We start from the raw sequence: 17,532 nt of genomic DNA on the forward strand, positions 1-17,532 counted from the left end.
GTTTGTCATGGTAGAAATTACATTTACAACGAACAATGATTTTAAGGCGCAGGCGGCAGAGAATAGCAACCTACTTCGTGTCTCCATACGTGAAAAAGGGGGCATTCCTTTTAAGTGTGGTGGTGGGCTTTGCGGTACCTGCAAGTGTAAGATTATTTCGGGTATTGAAAATACAGATAGCGTAAAAGCGAAAGAAAAAAAGCATTTAACGCCTGAAGAAATTGGTGAAGGTTTTCGTATGGCGTGCCAAACTTTTGTAAATGGAGATATCGCCGTAACGTGGTGAAGCCTCTAGCCTAGAGGCTTGTACCAACGAGCCTTTGGGGGCACTTTATGCTGTGGCAATAAATGAGTTTTTATGATGTGAAGTCAATCCGTAAAAGCAATAGGTGCAAAAACTGCTGAATACCGCCAAGCTGTGCGTTGGGGTAATTTGCTAATTAGCAGGAACGGACCATGGCCTTACAAAAATTTATCAGCCTAGGAGAATTAAAACAATCGTTAACACGCGATTACAATAAGATTAATAGTAAGATTTTTTCCTCAGGTGTGGTCAGTTTAAAGATCGAGATCATTGAAGAAAAAATATTCATGCTGGCCGTACATAAACGTCTTGTGTCACTCGATTATTTAAGTAAAGAAAGTAAATACGTAAGTGATTTGGCCGATTATTATTTAATCAAAGCATTTAAAACCGAGATGAAAGAAGTGCTTACCCAAAACTATGGGTTCACGGTCACTTCTATATTTAAAGATTACGATAGTGTCGACGAATTATCGTCAACACTTGTGCTGCTAGAAAAAAGCGTTCAGAAGTACCTGAGTTAATACAACGTATTGTCATTAACCTTTTGCCCTGAGCTTTTTTAAAGCTGGCTGGTTGATAAGTCTTGTGACTTCTGTACCTATATAAGAAGCGCTTGATACCGCCGGTACCAAACTTCGAGTTCAACTCGAGGCTTGGTGCCGGCTTTTTTTTTGGAGGTGACAAATGTTGAAGGTATCCGATTTATTCGACGCGCTGAATGTGATTACGGGTGGGCGCATGGTGAACTCATTAGAAGAAGCCAAAGAGGGCAACCATCCCTTCGTCATTCTTAAGTCGTCGGGCATTTATGGCAAAGAGGTATTGGAAATTCCGGGTTTAATTCATGGGAGCCCTGACAAACCCATCAAGAAGGTGGCGGTTTGCATGACCATGACGGAAATCAGTATTGAGTTAGCGGGTGCAACCGGAGTGGATGCCATTGTTGCGCACCATCCCATTGCCGATGCGGCGAGCTGTGGAGGGGTAACGCTAAAAGGCTATTTGGACTTGTATGACATCGCGGCGCTGGAATGCCATGAGGCTTTTCACGGCCTACACCCCGGCATTGCCTATTTGCATGGCCATAAAGTGCTTAAAAGTGATATTGCCTATGCCGGTATCCACGGCAACGTTATGTTCGTAGGCGAGCCGTTTCCTGACGTAAAAACCATGGGAGACATGTTGGATCGCTTGGATGCACACATGTGTTTAGAAGATGATGAGGCCATGCTTGCGGCAGAGCGTCGTATCAAGGGCGTGGATAGCATCCAAGAAACGAGCTTACTAACCCGTGGGCGAGTGATGGTGGGTGAGCGCACGAAGGCGGTGAATAAAATATTGCATATTTTTCCTCACACCGGTTTTACTAAGGAGCATTTACGTCAAGCGATTCGTGAGAACCCGGATGTGGATACGGTGTTGGCGTCAATTAGCCGTGTTTATGAAGGGCATGAGTTGGTGGATGAAGCCCGAGCGATGGGACTGAATTTTCTGGTGGGTAATAGCCACGTGCTGGAGATTCTGGAAAACGGCTTGCCTTTAGCTTACGCACTGAAAAACTTGCTTGATGGGGTAGAGATCGTGGTGTTCCGTGACAGAGTGACCTCTACGCCACTAGAACAGGTAGGACATCAACAACTGAAAGACTATGCCCAGCAGTTTTCAGAGGCGCATCTTTTAGGAAAAAATATTCTTAGTTGTCATGCCTAACATGTACACACCAAAGGAGGATGGACATGAGTAATAAGACAATAAAGCTTGATGCCGCAGTTGACTTACCCGCTGCACAACAGCCGCCTAAGCGTCGTCCATTAGAGTTTATTGAAGGAGTGGGACTGTTTTTTCTGGCCTTGGCCTTGGTGACCCTGTTTTTCTACCCAGGAACATTAGCCGGTGCTTTTGATAAAGTGCTGGCGACAGCCAAGCCGGTTGTCGTTGATGTGTTCTTGACGGGCAATGTGGGCGTGGCCGTTATTATTAGCGTGATTATTGGTCGTTTATTAGAACGGCTAGGCTTCACGGACGCCATGATGCGGGTTTTTCTGCCTGCGATGCGACTTATTGGTGTGAATCCTGCGGTGATCATACCTAGCGTCTATAACATTTTTGGCGATATCAATGCGGCTGGCCGTATTTCGGGCCCACTCTTAAAGCGCGCTGGTGCCACGAAAGACGAGCAGAAACTGGCCGTTGCCACCATGGTTCAATCGCAGCAGTCGTTTTCTACGTTTATGTTGGGGATGATGGCGTTGACCTTTGCGGGTGTGCAGGTGTTTGCCGTGGTTGTGGTGGCGATCTTCTTGCCGCTTATTATTTCTCCTTTGATCCTATCGCGCGTGATTTACCGAGACGTGAAATCGGTGGATTTGTTGACGGCGCCTAAATTTACGCCCACCGATGATTTCGCGCCCATCTTGTTTAAAGCCGCAAGAGAAGGGGTGGAGTTGCTGATTTTGGTGCTCATCCCCGCCGTAGCCTTGGTGTTCTGTTGTATCGGTTTACTGGACTACATGGGCATCTGGCAGCCGATCAGTGGTTTTCTAGAGCGCGCACTACTGGCTATCAATATTCACCCAGAAACCGGCGTGTTGTCGATATTGGTTAGTCCTACTTTAGCGATGGGTCAGCTACAATCCATTGCGTCAACGCTTGATCCGTCATTGGTGGTGGGCTCGTTTGTGTTGGCCTCGTCGGGTTTACCGTTGTCAGCCGTGTTTGGTCAAATTCCAGTGGTATGGGCTGAAAATTCGGACCTGACTGAAAAAGAAGCCATGGGTGCTGCTGTATTGGGTATCGTCATGCGCCTCATCACGGCAGTGTTGTTAGCCGTCTTCTTGACGCCCTTAATCGTGTAGTTTTTGAAAAACACCCCGCTTAGGTTGTCCCCATAGTGGGTTTCGCTATTGCGGAAAAAGCCGAATCTGAATTAAGGTTCGGTTTTTTGGTATTTACTCGGAGTACATCGTGTCACATTCGGACCTGACCTCGCCTTCTTTAGCTGACTTGCAGGCACAGCTTACTGCCATCAGCGATGAAGCTGGGCTAGCCAGTCACCTTCATGACTCCAGTGGTTACGTAGGCGGCGCGCCGCAGATGGTTTTTAAGCCGCGCACTACACAAGAGGCGGCGCAGATCGTACGAGCATGCGCTGCTGAGCAACGCTCGATCACCATACAGGGTGGTTTAACGGGGCTAGCGGGTGGGGCATCCCCGGATGAGGGGGATGTGGTGGTGTCCCTGGAGCGCATGAATCAGGTGCTGGAGTTCGACGAAGTGGGCGGCACCATCACGGTACAGGCAGGCATGGTGCTACAACGTCTTTGTGAGTACGTTGAAGAGGCGGGTTGGTATTTTCCGCTGGATTTTGGTGCGCGTGGCTCGTGCCAAATTGGTGGCAATGTGTCCACCAATGCCGGAGGTAATCGCGTGCTTCGTTATGGCACCACGCGCGAACTGGTGCTGGGGCTAGAGGTGGTGCTTCCCGATGGCCAAACCGTATCCATGCTAAATAAAGGTTTGAAAAACAATACGGGCGTTGATTTAAAACACCTTTTTATCGGTACCGAAGGCACCTTGGGTTTAATCACCGCTGTTGTTTTGCGTTTATTTCCTAAACCCGAGACGCGTTACAGTGCTCTAGTCGGTTTACGCTCTTTCGATGATGTTGCGACCTTGTTAACGTCAGCGCGCGCCGACGTTGCGGGTTTGTCATCGTTTGAAGTGATGTGGCAGGACTACATGGTGGCCGCTTGTAAGCTGTTAAAGCGTGACGTGCCATTTAATGGAGACTATCCGTTGTACGTTTTGGTCGAAACCGAGGGTAAGTTAAGCGATCGCAACGAGCAAGATTTACAAGATTGGCTTGAAAGCCAAATCGAAGCCGAGGTGGTGGCTGACGTGATCATGCCGCAAAGCTCTGAACAAGCCGCGCAGTTATGGCACATGCGGGATGCAAGCGGCGAACTATTAGGGGGGCTTGCACCGTCATTAGCGTTTGATGTGGGGGTGCCGGTGGCCAAGACCCCCGCCTTTATTGACGCGGTACGTCGTAAATTGGAAGCTCGTTATCCACAGGCTCAAAGTTTGTTCTTCGGCCATTTAGGGGACAGTAACCTACATATTGTCACCGGCCCTTATCAAGAAAGTGATTTTTTAGACGTAGAAGCGGTGGTTTACGATGAAGTTGCCGCAGCCGGTGGCAGTATTTCAGCCGAGCACGGTATAGGACGAATTAAAAAGCCCTTTCTTTTCCACAGCCGCAATCCTGAAGAGTTAGCGTTAATGCGTCAGTTAAAGCAGCTATTGGATCCTGCGCATCGTTTCAACAAAGGCCGAGTCTATCCCGAGTTAAGTCAGGGTGAGTAGTTGTTGATTGGCGTCTTGTTGTTGTTTGGCTTTGGCTAGAACCCATCGCTGAAAGTCACGGCAATGGGCTTTATCAAAACTACGGCTACGCCAAGTCAACACGTAGGGCCACGGTAAAGGCAGCGCATAAGGAAAGGGGATTCGTAACGCTCCCGACGCTAATTCTTTGGTGATGGTGGAATACTGGGCCAGAGCAATGCCTTGGCCTGCTAGTGCCGAATCAATCACCATATGTGAAAGCGTGAAAATACGATAGTTATCCACCACCCGTTCGGTGAGGTTGTTTCCGAAGCGGGTAAACCACTCGTGCCACGAAGGCGGTGACGAGAAGCGAGGTTGCCAGTCAGCGCTAAGCAGACGGCATTGCAGTAAATCGTTAGGGGTGGTGATGGATAATGAATCGAGCAACGCCGGGCTGCCAACCGGAACCACACAGTCAGTATAAAGTTCAACGGCATTGGCCTGATGGGTGTGTACCTGCCCGTAGGTCAAACGAAAATCTACGTTTTCTCTTTCCATTTCGGGTTCGGTGTGCCCCCCTTTTATGTACAGCGTCAGTTGAGGGTAATGGTGCTCTTGCCATTCAAAAAGCTGAGGCGCTAGCCAGCCCTTTAAGATTGAGGGCAGGGCGCTTACCGTCAGAACGGTATCGTGTTGGGTGCGATCGAGTTCGTGTTGCGCTTCGCGAAAGAGCTCGAAACCTTGGCTACACAACGCGTGATAACGCTGCCCTGCCTGGGTGAGCCTGATACGTTTGCCCTCTTTATAGGTCAATGCTGTGCCCAAAGCGGCTTCCAACAGCTTTAGCTGTTGGCTAACAGCGCCCGAGGTGATTTGTAAGCGGGTCGCGGCTTCATTCAGGTTTTGGCTATGCCCTAAGGTTTCAAATACTTGAAGGGCACGCAGCGGGGGCAAAGGTTTCATGACGCGCTAACTCGGCTTAAAAATAGGGTGAAATCAAGAAAGTGTGAAGCGGCGAAGTCGCACCGTATTTCACTTTAGTTATTCTAAACAATAATTCAATATAGCTATTTTTACTTTGATTTACTATAGCTACCATACGGCAAATAGCGGCGCGTTGGCGCTAAGGTAAATGGATAAGTCGTTGGTCAATGGGCCTAAGCCATGTGGCGGGTCAGGCCGACAATACGGAGTTGATACAGACATGTTTTTAAAGAATGCTTGGTATGTGGGGGCCTTATCCACCGAGGTAGGACGTTCCCTTCACGCGGTGAAAATGTTGAATGAAAACGTGCTGATGTATCGCAAACAAGACGGTACGCCCGTGGTACTAGAGGACTCCTGTCCCCATCGCCGACTTCCTCTGTCTATGGGTCGACTGATTGATGACACGGTTGAATGCGGCTATCACGGTTTGACCTTCGACTGCTCGGGCGGGTGCGTAAAAGCGCCGGGTGTGGCGCAAATTCCTAAAAGTGCGGTGGTGCGCAGCTACCCCTGTGTAGAGCGCTACGGCATGATTTGGGTATGGATGGGTGATGCCGAGCTAGCGGATGAACAACGCCTTGTAGATATCCCCGAGTGGGATCAAGAAGGGTGGGGTGTTAACAGTGGTGACGCGATGACAATCGCCTGTAATTATCGACTTATCACTGATAATTTGCTGGACCCCTCTCATGTCTCGTGGGTACATCAAACCTCGTTTGGCAGTAGCTCAATGATCGGTAAACCGTTAAAAGTCGATGTGGCTGAGAACGGTGTGACGGTTTCTCGCTGGTTGAACGATGTGGAGGTTGCCCCTTTTTACAAGAAATTTGTGAGGTTTTCGGGCAATTGCGATCGTAAACAGCAGTATGAAGTCCGTTTTCCTTCTGTTGCCATTATCAAAGCGATTTTCACACCGGCAGGCACTGGCGGTGATGGAGTCGAGCCGCATCCCGATATCTTCTTAATGGATTCGTATAATCTGCTGACACCGATTGACGAGAAAAACACGCGATATTTCTGGTTCCAGCTACGCAATTTCAGTGTGAATGATACTGACGTGTCTCGCGTTTTTAACGAAGATGTGCGATTTGCCTTCAGTGAAGACAAGGCTGTGCTTGAGGCCGTGCAAGTTGGCCTAGACGAGCGTCCTGCCGCATTGGATCTTCCACTTGATTCCGGCCCTATGCGTTTCCGCCGTCGTTTGCAGCAACTGATTGAGGCAGAGCAAGCCGCCACTCTCGCTGTTGCCGAGTAAGGATTTTATCGTTCAGCATGACAAACCCAGCCCTTATACAGCACGATGCCGATTCTGCCGCTGACCACCGCGCTTTTCGTCAGTTCTTGGTGGTGGCCAAAACAAGAGAAAGCGAACTGATCACGTCCTTTCTTTTAGAGCCTGTCACCGACATACCGTTGCCCGACTGGAAAGCGGGGCAGTACCTTGTGTTCAAACTAAATATTGATGGGCAGCAGGTATTACGTAATTACAGCATGTCGGCGGGGCCAGATGGTGGGCGGCAATTACGCATTGCTGTGAAGCAAGAGTCGGCACCCATAGAGCAGCCCGAGTTGCCGGCTGGGCTAGTGTCAAGTTACTTGCATGAGCGCGTGCAACCGGGTGATACGCTTACCGCCGCGGGGCCCATGGGCGATTTCTTTTTAGATGAGTCGTCTGAGCGCCCCGTTGTACTGTTGAGTGGGGGCGTGGGCATTACGCCCATGCTAAGCATGCTGCATCGGCTGGTTCAAACCCCGTCGCGTGCGGTGCATTTTATTCATGCATGTGAGAATGGTCAGGTACATGCCTTTGCAGAAGAGGTGTTGGCACTGGCCGCGGCCCATGAAAACGTGTCGGTGCATTTCTGCTATCGAAACCCTTCTGCCGCAGATCGTCAACAGGCTGGCTATCACGCCGAAGGTTTACTGAATAAAGCGCTTTTGCAATCGTGGCTAGCACTGGATGATTACGACTTTTACTTATGTGGCCCCACTGGCTTTATGCAGGCGACGTGGCAACTTTTACGTAGCGTAGGGGTGGCCGCAGATCGTATACGCTATGAGTTTTTTGGCCCCGCTACGTTGCTTGAGGCTGACACCTGTGCGTTACAGCCCGTTAAGGCAGAGGTGAAGACGTCAGGGGCTATGATTCAGCCAGACGACGCGACTTCAGCGGTCACGGCGACGCTTAAGGGTGCGGACAGCGTACAGTTTTTACCGCAATCCGAGGTGCACGCTTGGGACAGCGAGAGCGCTTCGCTGTTGGATTTCGCTGAAGCTCAAGGCTTATCGCCAAACTTTAACTGCCGATCCGGTTTGTGTAATACCTGTTTGTGCACCTTGGTGTCAGGCGAGGTGCAATACGTTGAAGAGCCTTTGGATCCACCACCGTCAGGAAAAGTGTTGTTGTGTTGTGCTAAACCAGTTGGTCCTGTTGTGGTGTCCGTTGGTGACCATTAAATCTTGCCAGTGAAACGGTAACGGTTACCGGGGTGCCACAGGGTAGCTTGAGAGGTGAATTTAGCCTTAGAGTAGGTAGACCGATTCATCAATAAGCAAGGCTGCTCGGTAGGGATGTCTAGTGAGGTTGCAATGCTGCTGGTGGGAAATCGGACTTCAATGGTGTAGTCGCCTGTGGGTAGGGGGGCGACTCGCATTAGGTATTCGTTAGGGGTCATCTGCTCCCAGTTTTGCCGTAGATAATCGGGTGCCATGGCGGCATCCACGACACGGTCCTCTAACTGGATGGGCGTGCCATTATCGTAATGCACAATCACGGAATGAAAGAGGGTTGCCCCCGGGGCGATGCCAAAACGTTGAGATTGAGAGGCCGACGCGGTGATGCTGTCAAGCGATAAGACTCGGCTAGTATGACGATGCCCACGTTCACGAATGTCTTGTGCAATGCTACGAATCTCGATCAGCGTAGATTGAAATTTAGGCTGAGCCACGTAGGTGCCCGAACCTTTAATGCGTATTAATAACTGATCAGCGGTTAATTCGCGCAGGGCGCGGTTGACGGTCATGCGTGAGACGCTGAATTGCTCGCATAACGCCATTTCAGTGGGAATGAGATCGCCCTCTTGCCACACGCCATTCTGTATCTGAGCCAAAACATAATTTTTAATTTTCAGATAAACAGGCTCTGCAGGGGTGTTCTTTTTGTTTTCGGATGACAACATCATGCTTTGTGGGTTTCCTGTGCAAGCACACCGAGGGCTAGGTGGTTTCCAGAATATGTATAGACATTTAAAAAATTTGACTATACATTGGAATTTAACCCCTACAAGATAACAGGATTCCATCCACTTTTCATCGGCTTAGCCGGATGCGAAGGCGTATGGGAATCACGAACCTCCTGACGGGCGCTAACCGTAGGCTAAGGGAGTCAAAGGACGGATATGGCGACACATTCAGAGTCAACAATACCTAACGACCCGCGCTTTGATGCAAGCCGCGAGATCCGTGCTCCACGCGGCAGTAACTTGCACTGCAAAAACTGGATCAGTGAAGCGGCATACCGCATGATTCAAAACAATCTGGATGCCGAGGTGGCCGAAGACCCTCAACACTTGGTGGTATATGGCGGAATTGGTCGTGCTGCGCGTAACTGGGAATGCTATGACCAAATTTTAGCATCGCTGCGCGAGCTTGAAGAGAACGAGACCTTACTGATTCAGTCAGGCAAACCCGTCGGTGTTTTTCGTACGCATGCGGATGCACCACGTGTTTTACTCGCCAATTCGAACTTGGTGCCCAAATGGTCCTCATGGGAGACTTTCCACGAACTGGATCGAGCAGGGCTGTTTATGTATGGGCAGATGACGGCCGGAAGCTGGATTTATATTGGTAGCCAAGGCATTGTGCAGGGTACTTATGAGACCTTTGCTGAAGCCGGTCGCCAGCATTATGGTGGTGATTTGGCTGGGCGCTGGATACTTACGGCAGGGTTGGGTGGAATGGGCGGAGCACAACCCTTAGCCGCCTCTTTTGCGGGGGCGGTCTCGTTAACGGTAGAGTGTCAGCAAAGCCGTATCGATTTTCGCTTGAAAACAGGCTATGTGGACGTACAAGCAGCAGATGTGGACGAGGCGATGGCTTTGATTCAGCACCATACGCAGCGTAACGAGGCCGTTTCTATTGCCTTGCTTGGAAACGCTGCTGAGGTGTTTCCCGAGTTGGTACGTCGTGCCAAAGCAGGAGGTATCAAGCCGGATCTGGTGACCGATCAAACGTCGGCTCACGATCTGATCAACGGCTATTTGCCCTTAGGTTGGACGATAGCGCAATGGAAGGCCGCACAGCAACGCACTGAGCAGCACACGGCGTTACAGCACGAGGCGGCACAGTCCTGCGTTAAGCATGTGCAAGCCATGTTGGACTTTCAAAGCATGGGCATTCCGGTGGTGGATTACGGGAATAACATCCGCCAAGTCGCGAAAGATAATGGGGTGGAAAATGCCTTTGATTTTCCGGGGTTTGTGCCTGCTTACATTCGTCCGTTATTTTGTGAAGGTAAGGGCCCGTTCCGTTGGGTCGCGTTGTCAGGTGATCCTGAAGACATTTACAAAACGGATCAAAAAATCAAATCACTTTTTCCTGACAATACGCATGTGCATCGTTGGTTGGATATGGCCAACGAGCGCATTGCGTTTCAAGGTTTGCCGGCTCGCATTTGTTGGTTGGGTTTGGGTGAACGCCATCGTGCCGGTTTGGCTTTTAATGAAATGGTGCGTAGCGGTGAGCTTAAAGCCCCTATTGTGATCGGACGCGATCATCTGGACACGGGCTCAGTGGCTAGCCCTAACCGCGAAACTGAAGCCATGAAAGATGGCACGGACGCGGTGTCAGATTGGGCCTTATTAAATGCCTTACTGAATACAGCGGGTGGAGCTAGCTGGGTTTCCTTGCATCACGGCGGTGGGGTGGGGATGGGTTACAGTCAGCACGCGGGTATGGTGATTGTTGCGGATGGCACAGACGCCGCTGCCGCCCGTCTTGAGCGAGTGCTGATTAACGATTGTGGCAGCGGTGTCATGCGTCATGCGGATGCTGGCTACGAACTTGCGATCAAAACGGCCCGCGAATTCGGCTTAAAATTGCCGATGATGAAATCCTAATCAGGTAGAGCGTTTAATGAGTAAACAGAAAGTCACCATCCAGCCCGGCAAATTAAGTCTTGATGTGATTCGTGATATTTGGCATGACAAGGTAGAGCTTGTGCTCAGCGCGTCGGCCATGGCGGACATGGAAGCCTCTTCGGCCATTATTCAGCGAATTATTCAGAAGGGGGACGCGGCCTACGGTATTAACACGGGCTTTGGGAAGTTGGCGCAGACGCGCATTCCCGATGATGATCTCGCGCTACTGCAGAAAAATCTTATTCTTTCGCATTCGGTAGGCGTGGGAGAGCCCTTGTCGGCGACGGTGGTACGGCTGATTTTGGCGTTGAAAGTGGCCAGCTTAGCGCGTGGGTTTTCAGGTATACGTGCCGAGGTGGTGCAGCGATTGTTGGATATTTATAACGCTGGCATTGTGCCAGTCATTCCTGCAAAAGGCTCTGTTGGCGCATCGGGCGATTTAGCGCCGCTTTCGCACATGACGCTAACCTTAATCGGTGAAGGCGACGCCTTCTATCAGGGGGCGCGCTTGCCCGCTATCGAGGCCTTGACGAAGGCGGGCTTAACGCCCGTGGTTTTGGAAGCCAAGGAAGGTTTGGCCTTAATTAACGGTACTCAAGTCTCTACCGCGTTGACGCTCAATGGATTGTTCTTGAGCGAAATTTTGTTCAAAAACGCGATAACAGCCGGTGCGCTTAGTGTGGATGCCGCCAAAGGCAGCGATGCGCCGTTTGATGCACGTGTTCATGAAATACGGGGTCAGGCAGGACAAGTCTATGCAGCATCCCTGTATCGTAAGCTGCTTGAGGGCAGCGAGATTCGTCACTCGCATGTGGAGAACGATAACAAGGTTCAAGACCCTTATAGTTTGCGTTGTCAGCCTCAAGTGATGGGGGCCATCTACGATGTTATGCAACAGGCTTGCAGTACCTTATTAATTGAGGCCAATGCCGTGACCGATAACCCGCTGGTGTTTTCGGGTAAAGAGGGTGAGCCAGATCAGGTGATTTCTGGGGGTAACTTTCATGCTGAACCCGTTGCGTTTGCAGCCGATATGCTGGCGATGGCCATTGCAGAAATCGGCTCGTTATCTGAAAGACGTGTGGCCTTATTAATTGATACTACGATTTCGGGCTTACCCCCGTTTCTGGTGCCGTCGGCGGGCATTAACTCGGGGTTTATGATTGCTCACGTGACCGCGGCAGCCTTGGCGTCTGAAAACAAGTCGCTGGCGCATCCTGCTAGTGTTGATAGCCTGCCCACCTCGGCCAATCAGGAAGATCACGTCAGTATGGCGACGTTTGCAGGGCGCCGTCTTATCGATATGGTTCAGAATACAGCCACCATTGTTGGCATTGAGATGCTGTGTGCCGCGCAGGGTATTGATTTTCATGCACCGCTGCACACCTCTGAGCCACTGCAACGGGTGATGACATCGATACGCGAGATTTCTCCGTTTTATAGTGAAGATCGCTACTTGGCACCCGATATTGATGGCATGACCGATGCGGTATTAACGGCGAAGGTGATACAGGCCGTGCCTGAATTATTTACCGCCGCGACCTAAAGGATTTCTCTGTTTACGCCACTACGCGTTTAACAGTCGGCGTAATGTTTGACGGTAATGGTGCAGGGCTTGATCTTCGTTCGGATGGCGTCCCTCTTTTATGTGTTGCACACCGGCGACATATACATCACGGATAGGATGGCTTGATCGTTCACTAAAGACAAGAGACGCTAACCACGTCTCGGGCGCGAGTTCTGCAAGGGTGGGGTGCTCCAGGTCCAGCACCATAAAGTCGGCTTGATTACCCACTGTGATGTCGCCGATGGGGCGTGCAGAGGCTTGGGCGCCACCTCGCAAGGCAGCGTCGAACAGTCGATCGGCTACTTGTGGCTGTTGGGCCGTGCTAAGTACATTGCGCTCGTGTCGCGTTAGCCGCTGACCGTATTCAAGTAAACGAAGTTCGCTACGCCAATCTACGCTGATATGGCTGTCTGAGCCTACGCCAAATGTTCCCCCAGCCTTGAGGTAATCGTGAGTGGGGAAAATGCCATCACCTAAATTGGCTTCAGTGCTTAAGCAAAGGCCAACCACGGCGCCGCTGTTGGCAATTTGGTTCAGCTCGGTCGGGTTGACATGCGTCGCATGCACTAAACACCAGCGTTGATCGACGTTGAAATGATCAAAAAGGTATTCAACCGGTCTCGCATCGTGGATGGCAAGGCACGCCTCAACCTCAGCAAGCTGCTCGGCGATATGAATGTGTATAGGGGCGTGCGGAAAATCGTGTTTTAGTCCTGCGATGAGTGTGTTTAACGAGACTTTGCTCACGGCGCGTAACGAGTGTGGGGCAACGCCATAATGGCGTTGTGAGCTTTCAGGAAAGTGTTCCCGTAGCTGTGTTAATAACGACAGTAGTTGGTCAGGTTCGTTCAAAAAGCGGACTTGGTCGGCCCTGGGGGCCTGTTCGCCGAAGTGACTGTACTGATATAAGACCGGCAGCAGGGTAAGCCCGATGCCTGCGCTTTGGGCGGCCATACAAATACGCGAGGCCAGTTCGCTTTGTTGCGCATAAGGGCGGCCATCGGCTTGATGATGTAAGTAATGAAATTCACAAACAGAGGTGTAGCCCGCTTTGAGCATCTCAATGTACAGCCAGTGTGCAATGTGCTGGATGTCTTCGGGGGTTAGCGCAGCGGCAAAGCGATACATCAGGTCTCGCCAACTCCAAAAGCTATCAGAGGCTGTACTGCGATATTCCGTTAAGCCCGCCATCGCGTTTTGAAAGGCATGAGAGTGCAAGTTAGGCATTCCAGCGATTAAGGCCCCACTCGATCGATGTGTGTCTGGGGGTAGCTGATGGTGCTGCTGCTGTGTTTTCAGTTCGGTAATGGTGCCGTTCTTATCCCAACAAAGTACGACATCTTGTTGCCACGCGCCGTCAATGCGTACGTAAGGGGCAAAGATGGCTGAAGCTCGACTCATGGCAGCACCGTAGATTGATCAATCACAATGCGCCCATTTTGTACGACGAGAGCACAACGATCATAGCCGCTCCAGTACACAAGTTCGGAGAGGGTTTCGATGTCCCATGCTACAAAATCGGCTTTGGCACCCACGCTTAGTATTCCTGTGACATCGGTATGCCCCAACGCTTGCGCGGCATGCCGAGTGACCCCTGCTAAGCCCTCTCTGACAGAGAGCCTGAATAAGGTAGAGGCCATGTTCAACATCAATAATAGCGACGTGGTGGGCGAGGTGCCAGGATTGCTATCGGTAGAGATTGCCATCGGCACACCGTACTGGCGTAAAAGCTCGATGGGCGGTAATTGGGTTTCTCGTAAAAAGTAGTACGCGCCAGGAAGTAAGACAGCCACCGTGCCCGCTTGGCTCATGGCTTGGATGCTGGCCTCATCCAGATATTCCAAATGGTCCGTAGACAATGCCCGATATCGTGCAGCTAATTGACTGGCGCCCATCAATGACATTTGTTCGGCGTGCACCTTACTGTCTAAACCCAGTGATTGCGCCTTATTCAGCACACGTTCTGTTTGCGCTAAATTAAAAGCGATGTGTTCGCAAAACACATCCACCGCATCAATAAGCCCCTCGGCTGCGAGAGCCGGCATCATCACATTACAAACTAGATCAATGTAATCGTCAGCCCTATCGCTGTATTCGGGCGGCAAGGCATGCGCACCCAGAAAGGTGGTGCGTACCGTCACGGGGCGAGACTCGCCCAAACGACGGGCCACGCGCAGCATTTTTCTTTCAGTCTCCAGATCCAAACCATAACCTGACTTGATTTCTATGGCCGTCACCCCTTCACGGCGCAAATTATCTAAGCGGCGTAGGGCAGAGCGATAGAGATCGTCTTCGCTGCTTTCTCGTGTGGCACGTACCGTAGAAAGAATGCCACCGCCTTGTCGAGCGATGTCTTCGTAGCGGGCTCCCGCCAGACGCATGGCGAACTCTTGTGCCCGATTGCCCCCATAGACAAGGTGAGTATGACAATCAATAAGCCCGGGCGTAACGATAGCCCTTTGTAGTCCGTGTTGAACGCTGTTTGAGTCCACATAAGTAGCAGGTAATTCGGCCTTCTTTCCTAACCAGACAATACGGTCATCGACCACCACGATGGCTGCATCGGCGATGAGCTTTTCAGGATCAGCCGTGGGAGCAAGCGTTAGGTCGGTCCATATTATCGGCTTGGTCATGGTGGCCTCCTCTGTATTTGTATATACATTATCATTCAGTTTTTAGGGCATGACAATGTGGCGTGGGGGTAAATACTAGGGCTTTAGCCCGCTTTAATGACGACTTACTGTTCAGGGGACTGTTGCGAATTGCTTTGGCATGGCATCATTTGTTAATAGCAAACGGTGTAGAGAAGCGTTATTACGGTAATCTATACCTTTGCTTTTTCATTACCTACGTTTTTATCGTTCTTATTCAGGGCCGGCGTCGTATTATGCAATCTCAATCTCCTTCTTTTACTTTCAGTCAACGCGCACAGAACTTAACGAGTTCGGCCATCCGAGAAATCCTCAAAATCACGACACGCCCGGAAGTGATCTCTTTTGCCGGTGGTCTACCCTCTGCGGATGGCTTTCCTGTAGAGCAAATTCATGATGCCTTCGATCGTGTGCTGAAGCGTGACGGTCGCGTCGCGTTGCAATACGGTCCTACCGAAGGATATGGGCCGTTACGTGAATGGGTGGCGTCCGAATTAGGTCGTGACGGTACCGACGTTAGCCCGCAAGAAGTATTGATTGTATCGGGCTCGCAACAAGCGCTTGATCTCTTGGGTAAGCTCTTCATTGATGCAGGAAGTAAGATTCTTGTCGAATCGCCCACCTACTTAGGCGCGTTGCAATCGTTTTCGGTGTTCGAACCTAATTATGTGTCGATTGCCACAGACGAAAATGGCTTGATCCCTTCTGAAGTTTCAGAGCCAAAAGCCCAAGGGGCGCGTTTTGTGTACGCCTTACCGAATTTTCATAATCCGATGGGCGTGACGCTACCTGCACAACGTCGTCAGGAGTTGGTTGAACGTTGTGCGGCGGCGAATATTCCGATTGTTGAAGATGACCCCTATGGCGAGTTGCGTTATTCGGGCGCGCATCAACCCAGTTTATTCAGTTTGGGGCGTAAGGCCGGTGCCACGGTCATCCGTTTGGGCTCGTTCTCGAAAGTGCTCGCACCTGGATTGCGCTTAGGCTATATCGTTGCGCCCGTTGAGATCATCAATAAGCTAGTGCAAGTTAAGCAAGCCACTGACCTACATTCTTCATCCATTACACAGATGGCAGTGTACGAAGTGGTGAAAGACGGTTTCTTAACGCAGCATTTACCCGCCGTACAAGAGCTCTACCATCGTCAATGCGACTACATGCTGGATGCGATGCAAGAGCATTTTCCAGATAGCGCTTCCTGGACACGACCTGAGGGCGGCATGTTTATTTGGGTGACCTTGCCCGCACACATTGATGCCGAACAATTGCTTGCTAAAGCGATTGAACGCAATGTGGCTTTTGTGCCGGGTGCGCCGTTTTATGTAAACGATGATTTTCAACGTAATACACTGCGTTTAAGCTTCGTTACGGTCAGTGAGGCGCGTATTCGCGAAGGGATTGCCATCTTGGGACAATTAATACGCGAAGCGGCATAAAACTAAGCGCTACAATGCTACGTTGGTAGCTGTGCTGGGCACAGCTACATTCTGTTCGTTTGCGCCATGCGCGAAGTGTATTGCTCCGAAATGTCAGTGAATAAGCCCGTTAATAATACGCATCCTATCGATTTAAATGACATGCGCCCCGATGACTGGGTGGCCCGATGGCTGCCATCATCGTGGGGGCCCTATGCGCGTTTGTGTCGTTTAGATCGCCCCGTAGGGACGTGGCTGACGTTGTTGCCCACCATTGCCGCACTCATTCATGCGGCAGATGGCTTACCCACCTTATGGCGGCTGTTCATTTTTTCGCTGGGTGCCTTGTTGATGCGCGGGGTGGGGTGCTGCTTTAACGATATCTTCGATAAAGATTTTGACCACAAAGTCGAACGAACTCGGTTTCGTCCTTTAACCAGTGGGCAGCTTAGTTTAAAAAACGCATGGATCTTTGTCGTCGCGCAGTTGGTCGTATGTGCCTTGTTATTGCTCGCGATCAATCCTTATAGTCGTTTGTTGGCCGTGGCACTTGTGCCCATTGTGATTATTTATCCCCTTTGTAAACGTTTCACCTATTGGCCTCAGGCAGTGTTGGGTATTGCGTTCAATTGGGGAATGTTAATGGCGTGGTCCGATACGCAAAATACGGTTCCTTTGGCGGCGATCGCCATGTGGTTAGGTACTGTTTTATGGCAAATTGGTTACGACGCCATTTACGGCTATATCGATATTCAAGATGACCTGAAATTAGGGTTGAAATCGGCTTCTATCCGTTTTGGGGACCGTGGCAAACAATGGATAGGGGGCTTTTATTTTGCCACCTTAGTCTTGTGGTGTTGGGCGGGCTTCCAATTAGCATTGAACGGCTTGTACTTCATCGTCTTGGCCGTCATTGCCCTGCATTTTGTTTGGCAAGTGATACGCTTTAATCCACGGGCACCAAGCCAAGGTTTAGGGTTGTTCCGTGCCAATATGACGGTGGGCGTTTTAATGGTGGTGGCCGCGTTACTTGGCACGATTTAGTGCCGCGCTTAAGCGGTTTACAAATTTGTTCCTGTTATTTCGTCGTCTCTTTGCCGCGCGTATGTAAAATAGGCGGGTTTTTTTATTTTTAACCTAA

At 50.6% G+C, this 17,532-nt stretch carries 15 protein-coding genes; 11 read left to right on the top strand and 4 right to left on the bottom strand.

Annotated elements, in window-relative coordinates; translation table 11 throughout:
- Positions 1 to 7: 7 nt before the first annotated feature.
- The 5 genes from AC2UZI_RS01805 to AC2UZI_RS01825 all read left to right on the top strand — a co-directional run bounded on the left by AC2UZI_RS01805 (position 8) and on the right by AC2UZI_RS01825 (position 4,672).
- On the top strand, positions 8 to 286 hold the full coding sequence (locus AC2UZI_RS01805; protein WP_486942116.1) for a 2Fe-2S iron-sulfur cluster-binding protein: 279 nt from the start codon (positions 8 to 10) through the stop codon (positions 284 to 286).
- Between the two features lie 170 nt (positions 287 to 456).
- Complete coding sequence (locus tag AC2UZI_RS01810) at positions 457 to 828, top strand: DUF2294 domain-containing protein (protein ID WP_486942117.1); 372 nt, start codon at positions 457 to 459, stop codon at positions 826 to 828.
- 163 nt (positions 829 to 991) lie between these two features.
- A complete protein-coding gene (locus AC2UZI_RS01815; RefSeq protein WP_486942118.1) occupies positions 992 to 2,017 on the top strand; it encodes a Nif3-like dinuclear metal center hexameric protein in 1,026 nt (341 codons plus the stop codon).
- Between the two features lie 26 nt (positions 2,018 to 2,043).
- The gene (locus AC2UZI_RS01820) at positions 2,044 to 3,162 is read left to right on the top strand and encodes a hypothetical protein (protein WP_486942119.1); all 1,119 of its coding nucleotides are present in this window, start codon (positions 2,044 to 2,046) and stop codon (positions 3,160 to 3,162) included.
- 109 nt (positions 3,163 to 3,271) lie between these two features.
- Positions 3,272 to 4,672: an FAD-binding oxidoreductase gene (locus tag AC2UZI_RS01825; protein ID WP_486942120.1), complete on the top strand. Its 1,401-nt coding sequence runs from the start codon at positions 3,272 to 3,274 to the stop codon at positions 4,670 to 4,672.
- Here AC2UZI_RS01825 and AC2UZI_RS01830 read toward each other — a convergent pair.
- Positions 4,655 to 5,596, bottom strand: a complete 942-nt coding sequence (locus AC2UZI_RS01830) for a LysR substrate-binding domain-containing protein (RefSeq protein WP_486942121.1) — start codon at positions 5,594 to 5,596, stop codon at positions 4,655 to 4,657. The genes AC2UZI_RS01825 and AC2UZI_RS01830 overlap by 18 nt on opposite strands.
- A 241-nt stretch (positions 5,597 to 5,837) precedes the next feature.
- On the opposite strand from AC2UZI_RS01830, the gene AC2UZI_RS01835 reads away from it, so the two are divergent.
- Together AC2UZI_RS01835 and AC2UZI_RS01840 are read left to right on the top strand one after the other, a co-directional pair.
- Complete coding sequence (locus AC2UZI_RS01835) at positions 5,838 to 6,875, top strand: aromatic ring-hydroxylating dioxygenase subunit alpha (protein WP_486942122.1); 1,038 nt, start codon at positions 5,838 to 5,840, stop codon at positions 6,873 to 6,875.
- A gap of 17 nt (positions 6,876 to 6,892) precedes the next feature.
- The gene (locus AC2UZI_RS01840; RefSeq protein WP_486942123.1) at positions 6,893 to 8,077 is read left to right on the top strand and encodes a 2Fe-2S iron-sulfur cluster-binding protein; all 1,185 of its coding nucleotides are present in this window, start codon (positions 6,893 to 6,895) and stop codon (positions 8,075 to 8,077) included.
- Here the strand turns inward: AC2UZI_RS01840 and hutC are convergent.
- On the bottom strand, positions 8,074 to 8,802 hold the full coding sequence (hutC, locus tag AC2UZI_RS01845) for a histidine utilization transcriptional repressor HutC (protein WP_486942124.1): 729 nt from the start codon (positions 8,800 to 8,802) through the stop codon (positions 8,074 to 8,076). The genes AC2UZI_RS01840 and hutC overlap by 4 nt on opposite strands.
- A gap of 216 nt (positions 8,803 to 9,018) precedes the next feature.
- Between hutC and hutU the strand changes: the two genes are divergently transcribed.
- The gene (gene hutU, locus AC2UZI_RS01850) at positions 9,019 to 10,737 is read left to right on the top strand and encodes a urocanate hydratase (RefSeq protein WP_486942125.1); all 1,719 of its coding nucleotides are present in this window, start codon (positions 9,019 to 9,021) and stop codon (positions 10,735 to 10,737) included.
- 16 nt (positions 10,738 to 10,753) lie between these two features.
- Complete coding sequence (hutH, locus tag AC2UZI_RS01855) at positions 10,754 to 12,304, top strand: histidine ammonia-lyase (protein WP_486942126.1); 1,551 nt, start codon at positions 10,754 to 10,756, stop codon at positions 12,302 to 12,304.
- Positions 12,305 to 12,325: 21 nt separating this feature from the next.
- Here hutH and AC2UZI_RS01860 read toward each other — a convergent pair whose 3' ends face one another.
- Positions 12,326 to 13,726 carry a formimidoylglutamate deiminase gene (locus tag AC2UZI_RS01860; RefSeq protein ID WP_486942127.1) on the bottom strand — a complete coding sequence of 467 codons (1,401 nt, stop codon included), beginning with the start codon at positions 13,724 to 13,726 and terminating at the stop codon, positions 12,326 to 12,328.
- Positions 13,723 to 14,958: an imidazolonepropionase gene (hutI, locus tag AC2UZI_RS01865; RefSeq protein ID WP_486942128.1), complete on the bottom strand. Its 1,236-nt coding sequence runs from the start codon at positions 14,956 to 14,958 to the stop codon at positions 13,723 to 13,725. The genes AC2UZI_RS01860 and hutI overlap by 4 nt, the downstream gene beginning before the upstream one ends.
- Positions 14,959 to 15,212: 254 nt before the next feature.
- Between hutI and AC2UZI_RS01870 the strand changes: the two genes are divergently transcribed.
- On the top strand, positions 15,213 to 16,412 hold the full coding sequence (locus AC2UZI_RS01870) for an aminotransferase-like domain-containing protein (protein ID WP_486942129.1): 1,200 nt from the start codon (positions 15,213 to 15,215) through the stop codon (positions 16,410 to 16,412).
- A gap of 90 nt (positions 16,413 to 16,502) precedes the next feature.
- Positions 16,503 to 17,435 carry a 4-hydroxybenzoate octaprenyltransferase gene (ubiA, locus tag AC2UZI_RS01875; RefSeq protein WP_486942130.1) on the top strand — a complete coding sequence of 311 codons (933 nt, stop codon included), beginning with the start codon at positions 16,503 to 16,505 and terminating at the stop codon, positions 17,433 to 17,435.
- The last annotated feature ends 97 nt before the right edge of the window (positions 17,436 to 17,532 follow it).

The organism is Paenalcaligenes sp. DL 463, assembly GCF_057475185.1.

What these genes read in the sequence shown, in the direction of transcription:
- AC2UZI_RS01805 (WP_486942116.1), top strand. Translation starts at nt 8, where the DNA reads ATGGTAGAAATTACATTTACAACGAACAATGATTTTAAGGCGCAGGCG.
- AC2UZI_RS01810 (WP_486942117.1), top strand. Translation starts at nt 457, where the DNA reads ATGGCCTTACAAAAATTTATCAGCCTAGGAGAATTAAAACAATCGTTA.
- AC2UZI_RS01815 (WP_486942118.1), top strand. Translation starts at nt 992, where the DNA reads ATGTTGAAGGTATCCGATTTATTCGACGCGCTGAATGTGATTACGGGT.
- AC2UZI_RS01820 (WP_486942119.1), top strand. Translation starts at nt 2,044, where the DNA reads ATGAGTAATAAGACAATAAAGCTTGATGCCGCAGTTGACTTACCCGCT.
- AC2UZI_RS01830 (WP_486942121.1), bottom strand. Translation starts at nt 5,596, where the DNA reads ATGAAACCTTTGCCCCCGCTGCGTGCCCTTCAAGTATTTGAAACCTTA.
- AC2UZI_RS01835 (WP_486942122.1), top strand. Translation starts at nt 5,838, where the DNA reads ATGTTTTTAAAGAATGCTTGGTATGTGGGGGCCTTATCCACCGAGGTA.
- AC2UZI_RS01840 (WP_486942123.1), top strand. Translation starts at nt 6,893, where the DNA reads ATGACAAACCCAGCCCTTATACAGCACGATGCCGATTCTGCCGCTGAC.
- hutC (WP_486942124.1), bottom strand. Translation starts at nt 8,802, where the DNA reads ATGATGTTGTCATCCGAAAACAAAAAGAACACCCCTGCAGAGCCTGTT.
- hutU (WP_486942125.1), top strand. Translation starts at nt 9,019, where the DNA reads ATGGCGACACATTCAGAGTCAACAATACCTAACGACCCGCGCTTTGAT.
- hutH (WP_486942126.1), top strand. Translation starts at nt 10,754, where the DNA reads ATGAGTAAACAGAAAGTCACCATCCAGCCCGGCAAATTAAGTCTTGAT.
- AC2UZI_RS01860 (WP_486942127.1), bottom strand. Translation starts at nt 13,726, where the DNA reads ATGAGTCGAGCTTCAGCCATCTTTGCCCCTTACGTACGCATTGACGGC.
- hutI (WP_486942128.1), bottom strand. Translation starts at nt 14,958, where the DNA reads ATGACCAAGCCGATAATATGGACCGACCTAACGCTTGCTCCCACGGCT.
- AC2UZI_RS01870 (WP_486942129.1), top strand. Translation starts at nt 15,213, where the DNA reads ATGCAATCTCAATCTCCTTCTTTTACTTTCAGTCAACGCGCACAGAAC.
- ubiA (WP_486942130.1), top strand. Translation starts at nt 16,503, where the DNA reads ATGTCAGTGAATAAGCCCGTTAATAATACGCATCCTATCGATTTAAAT.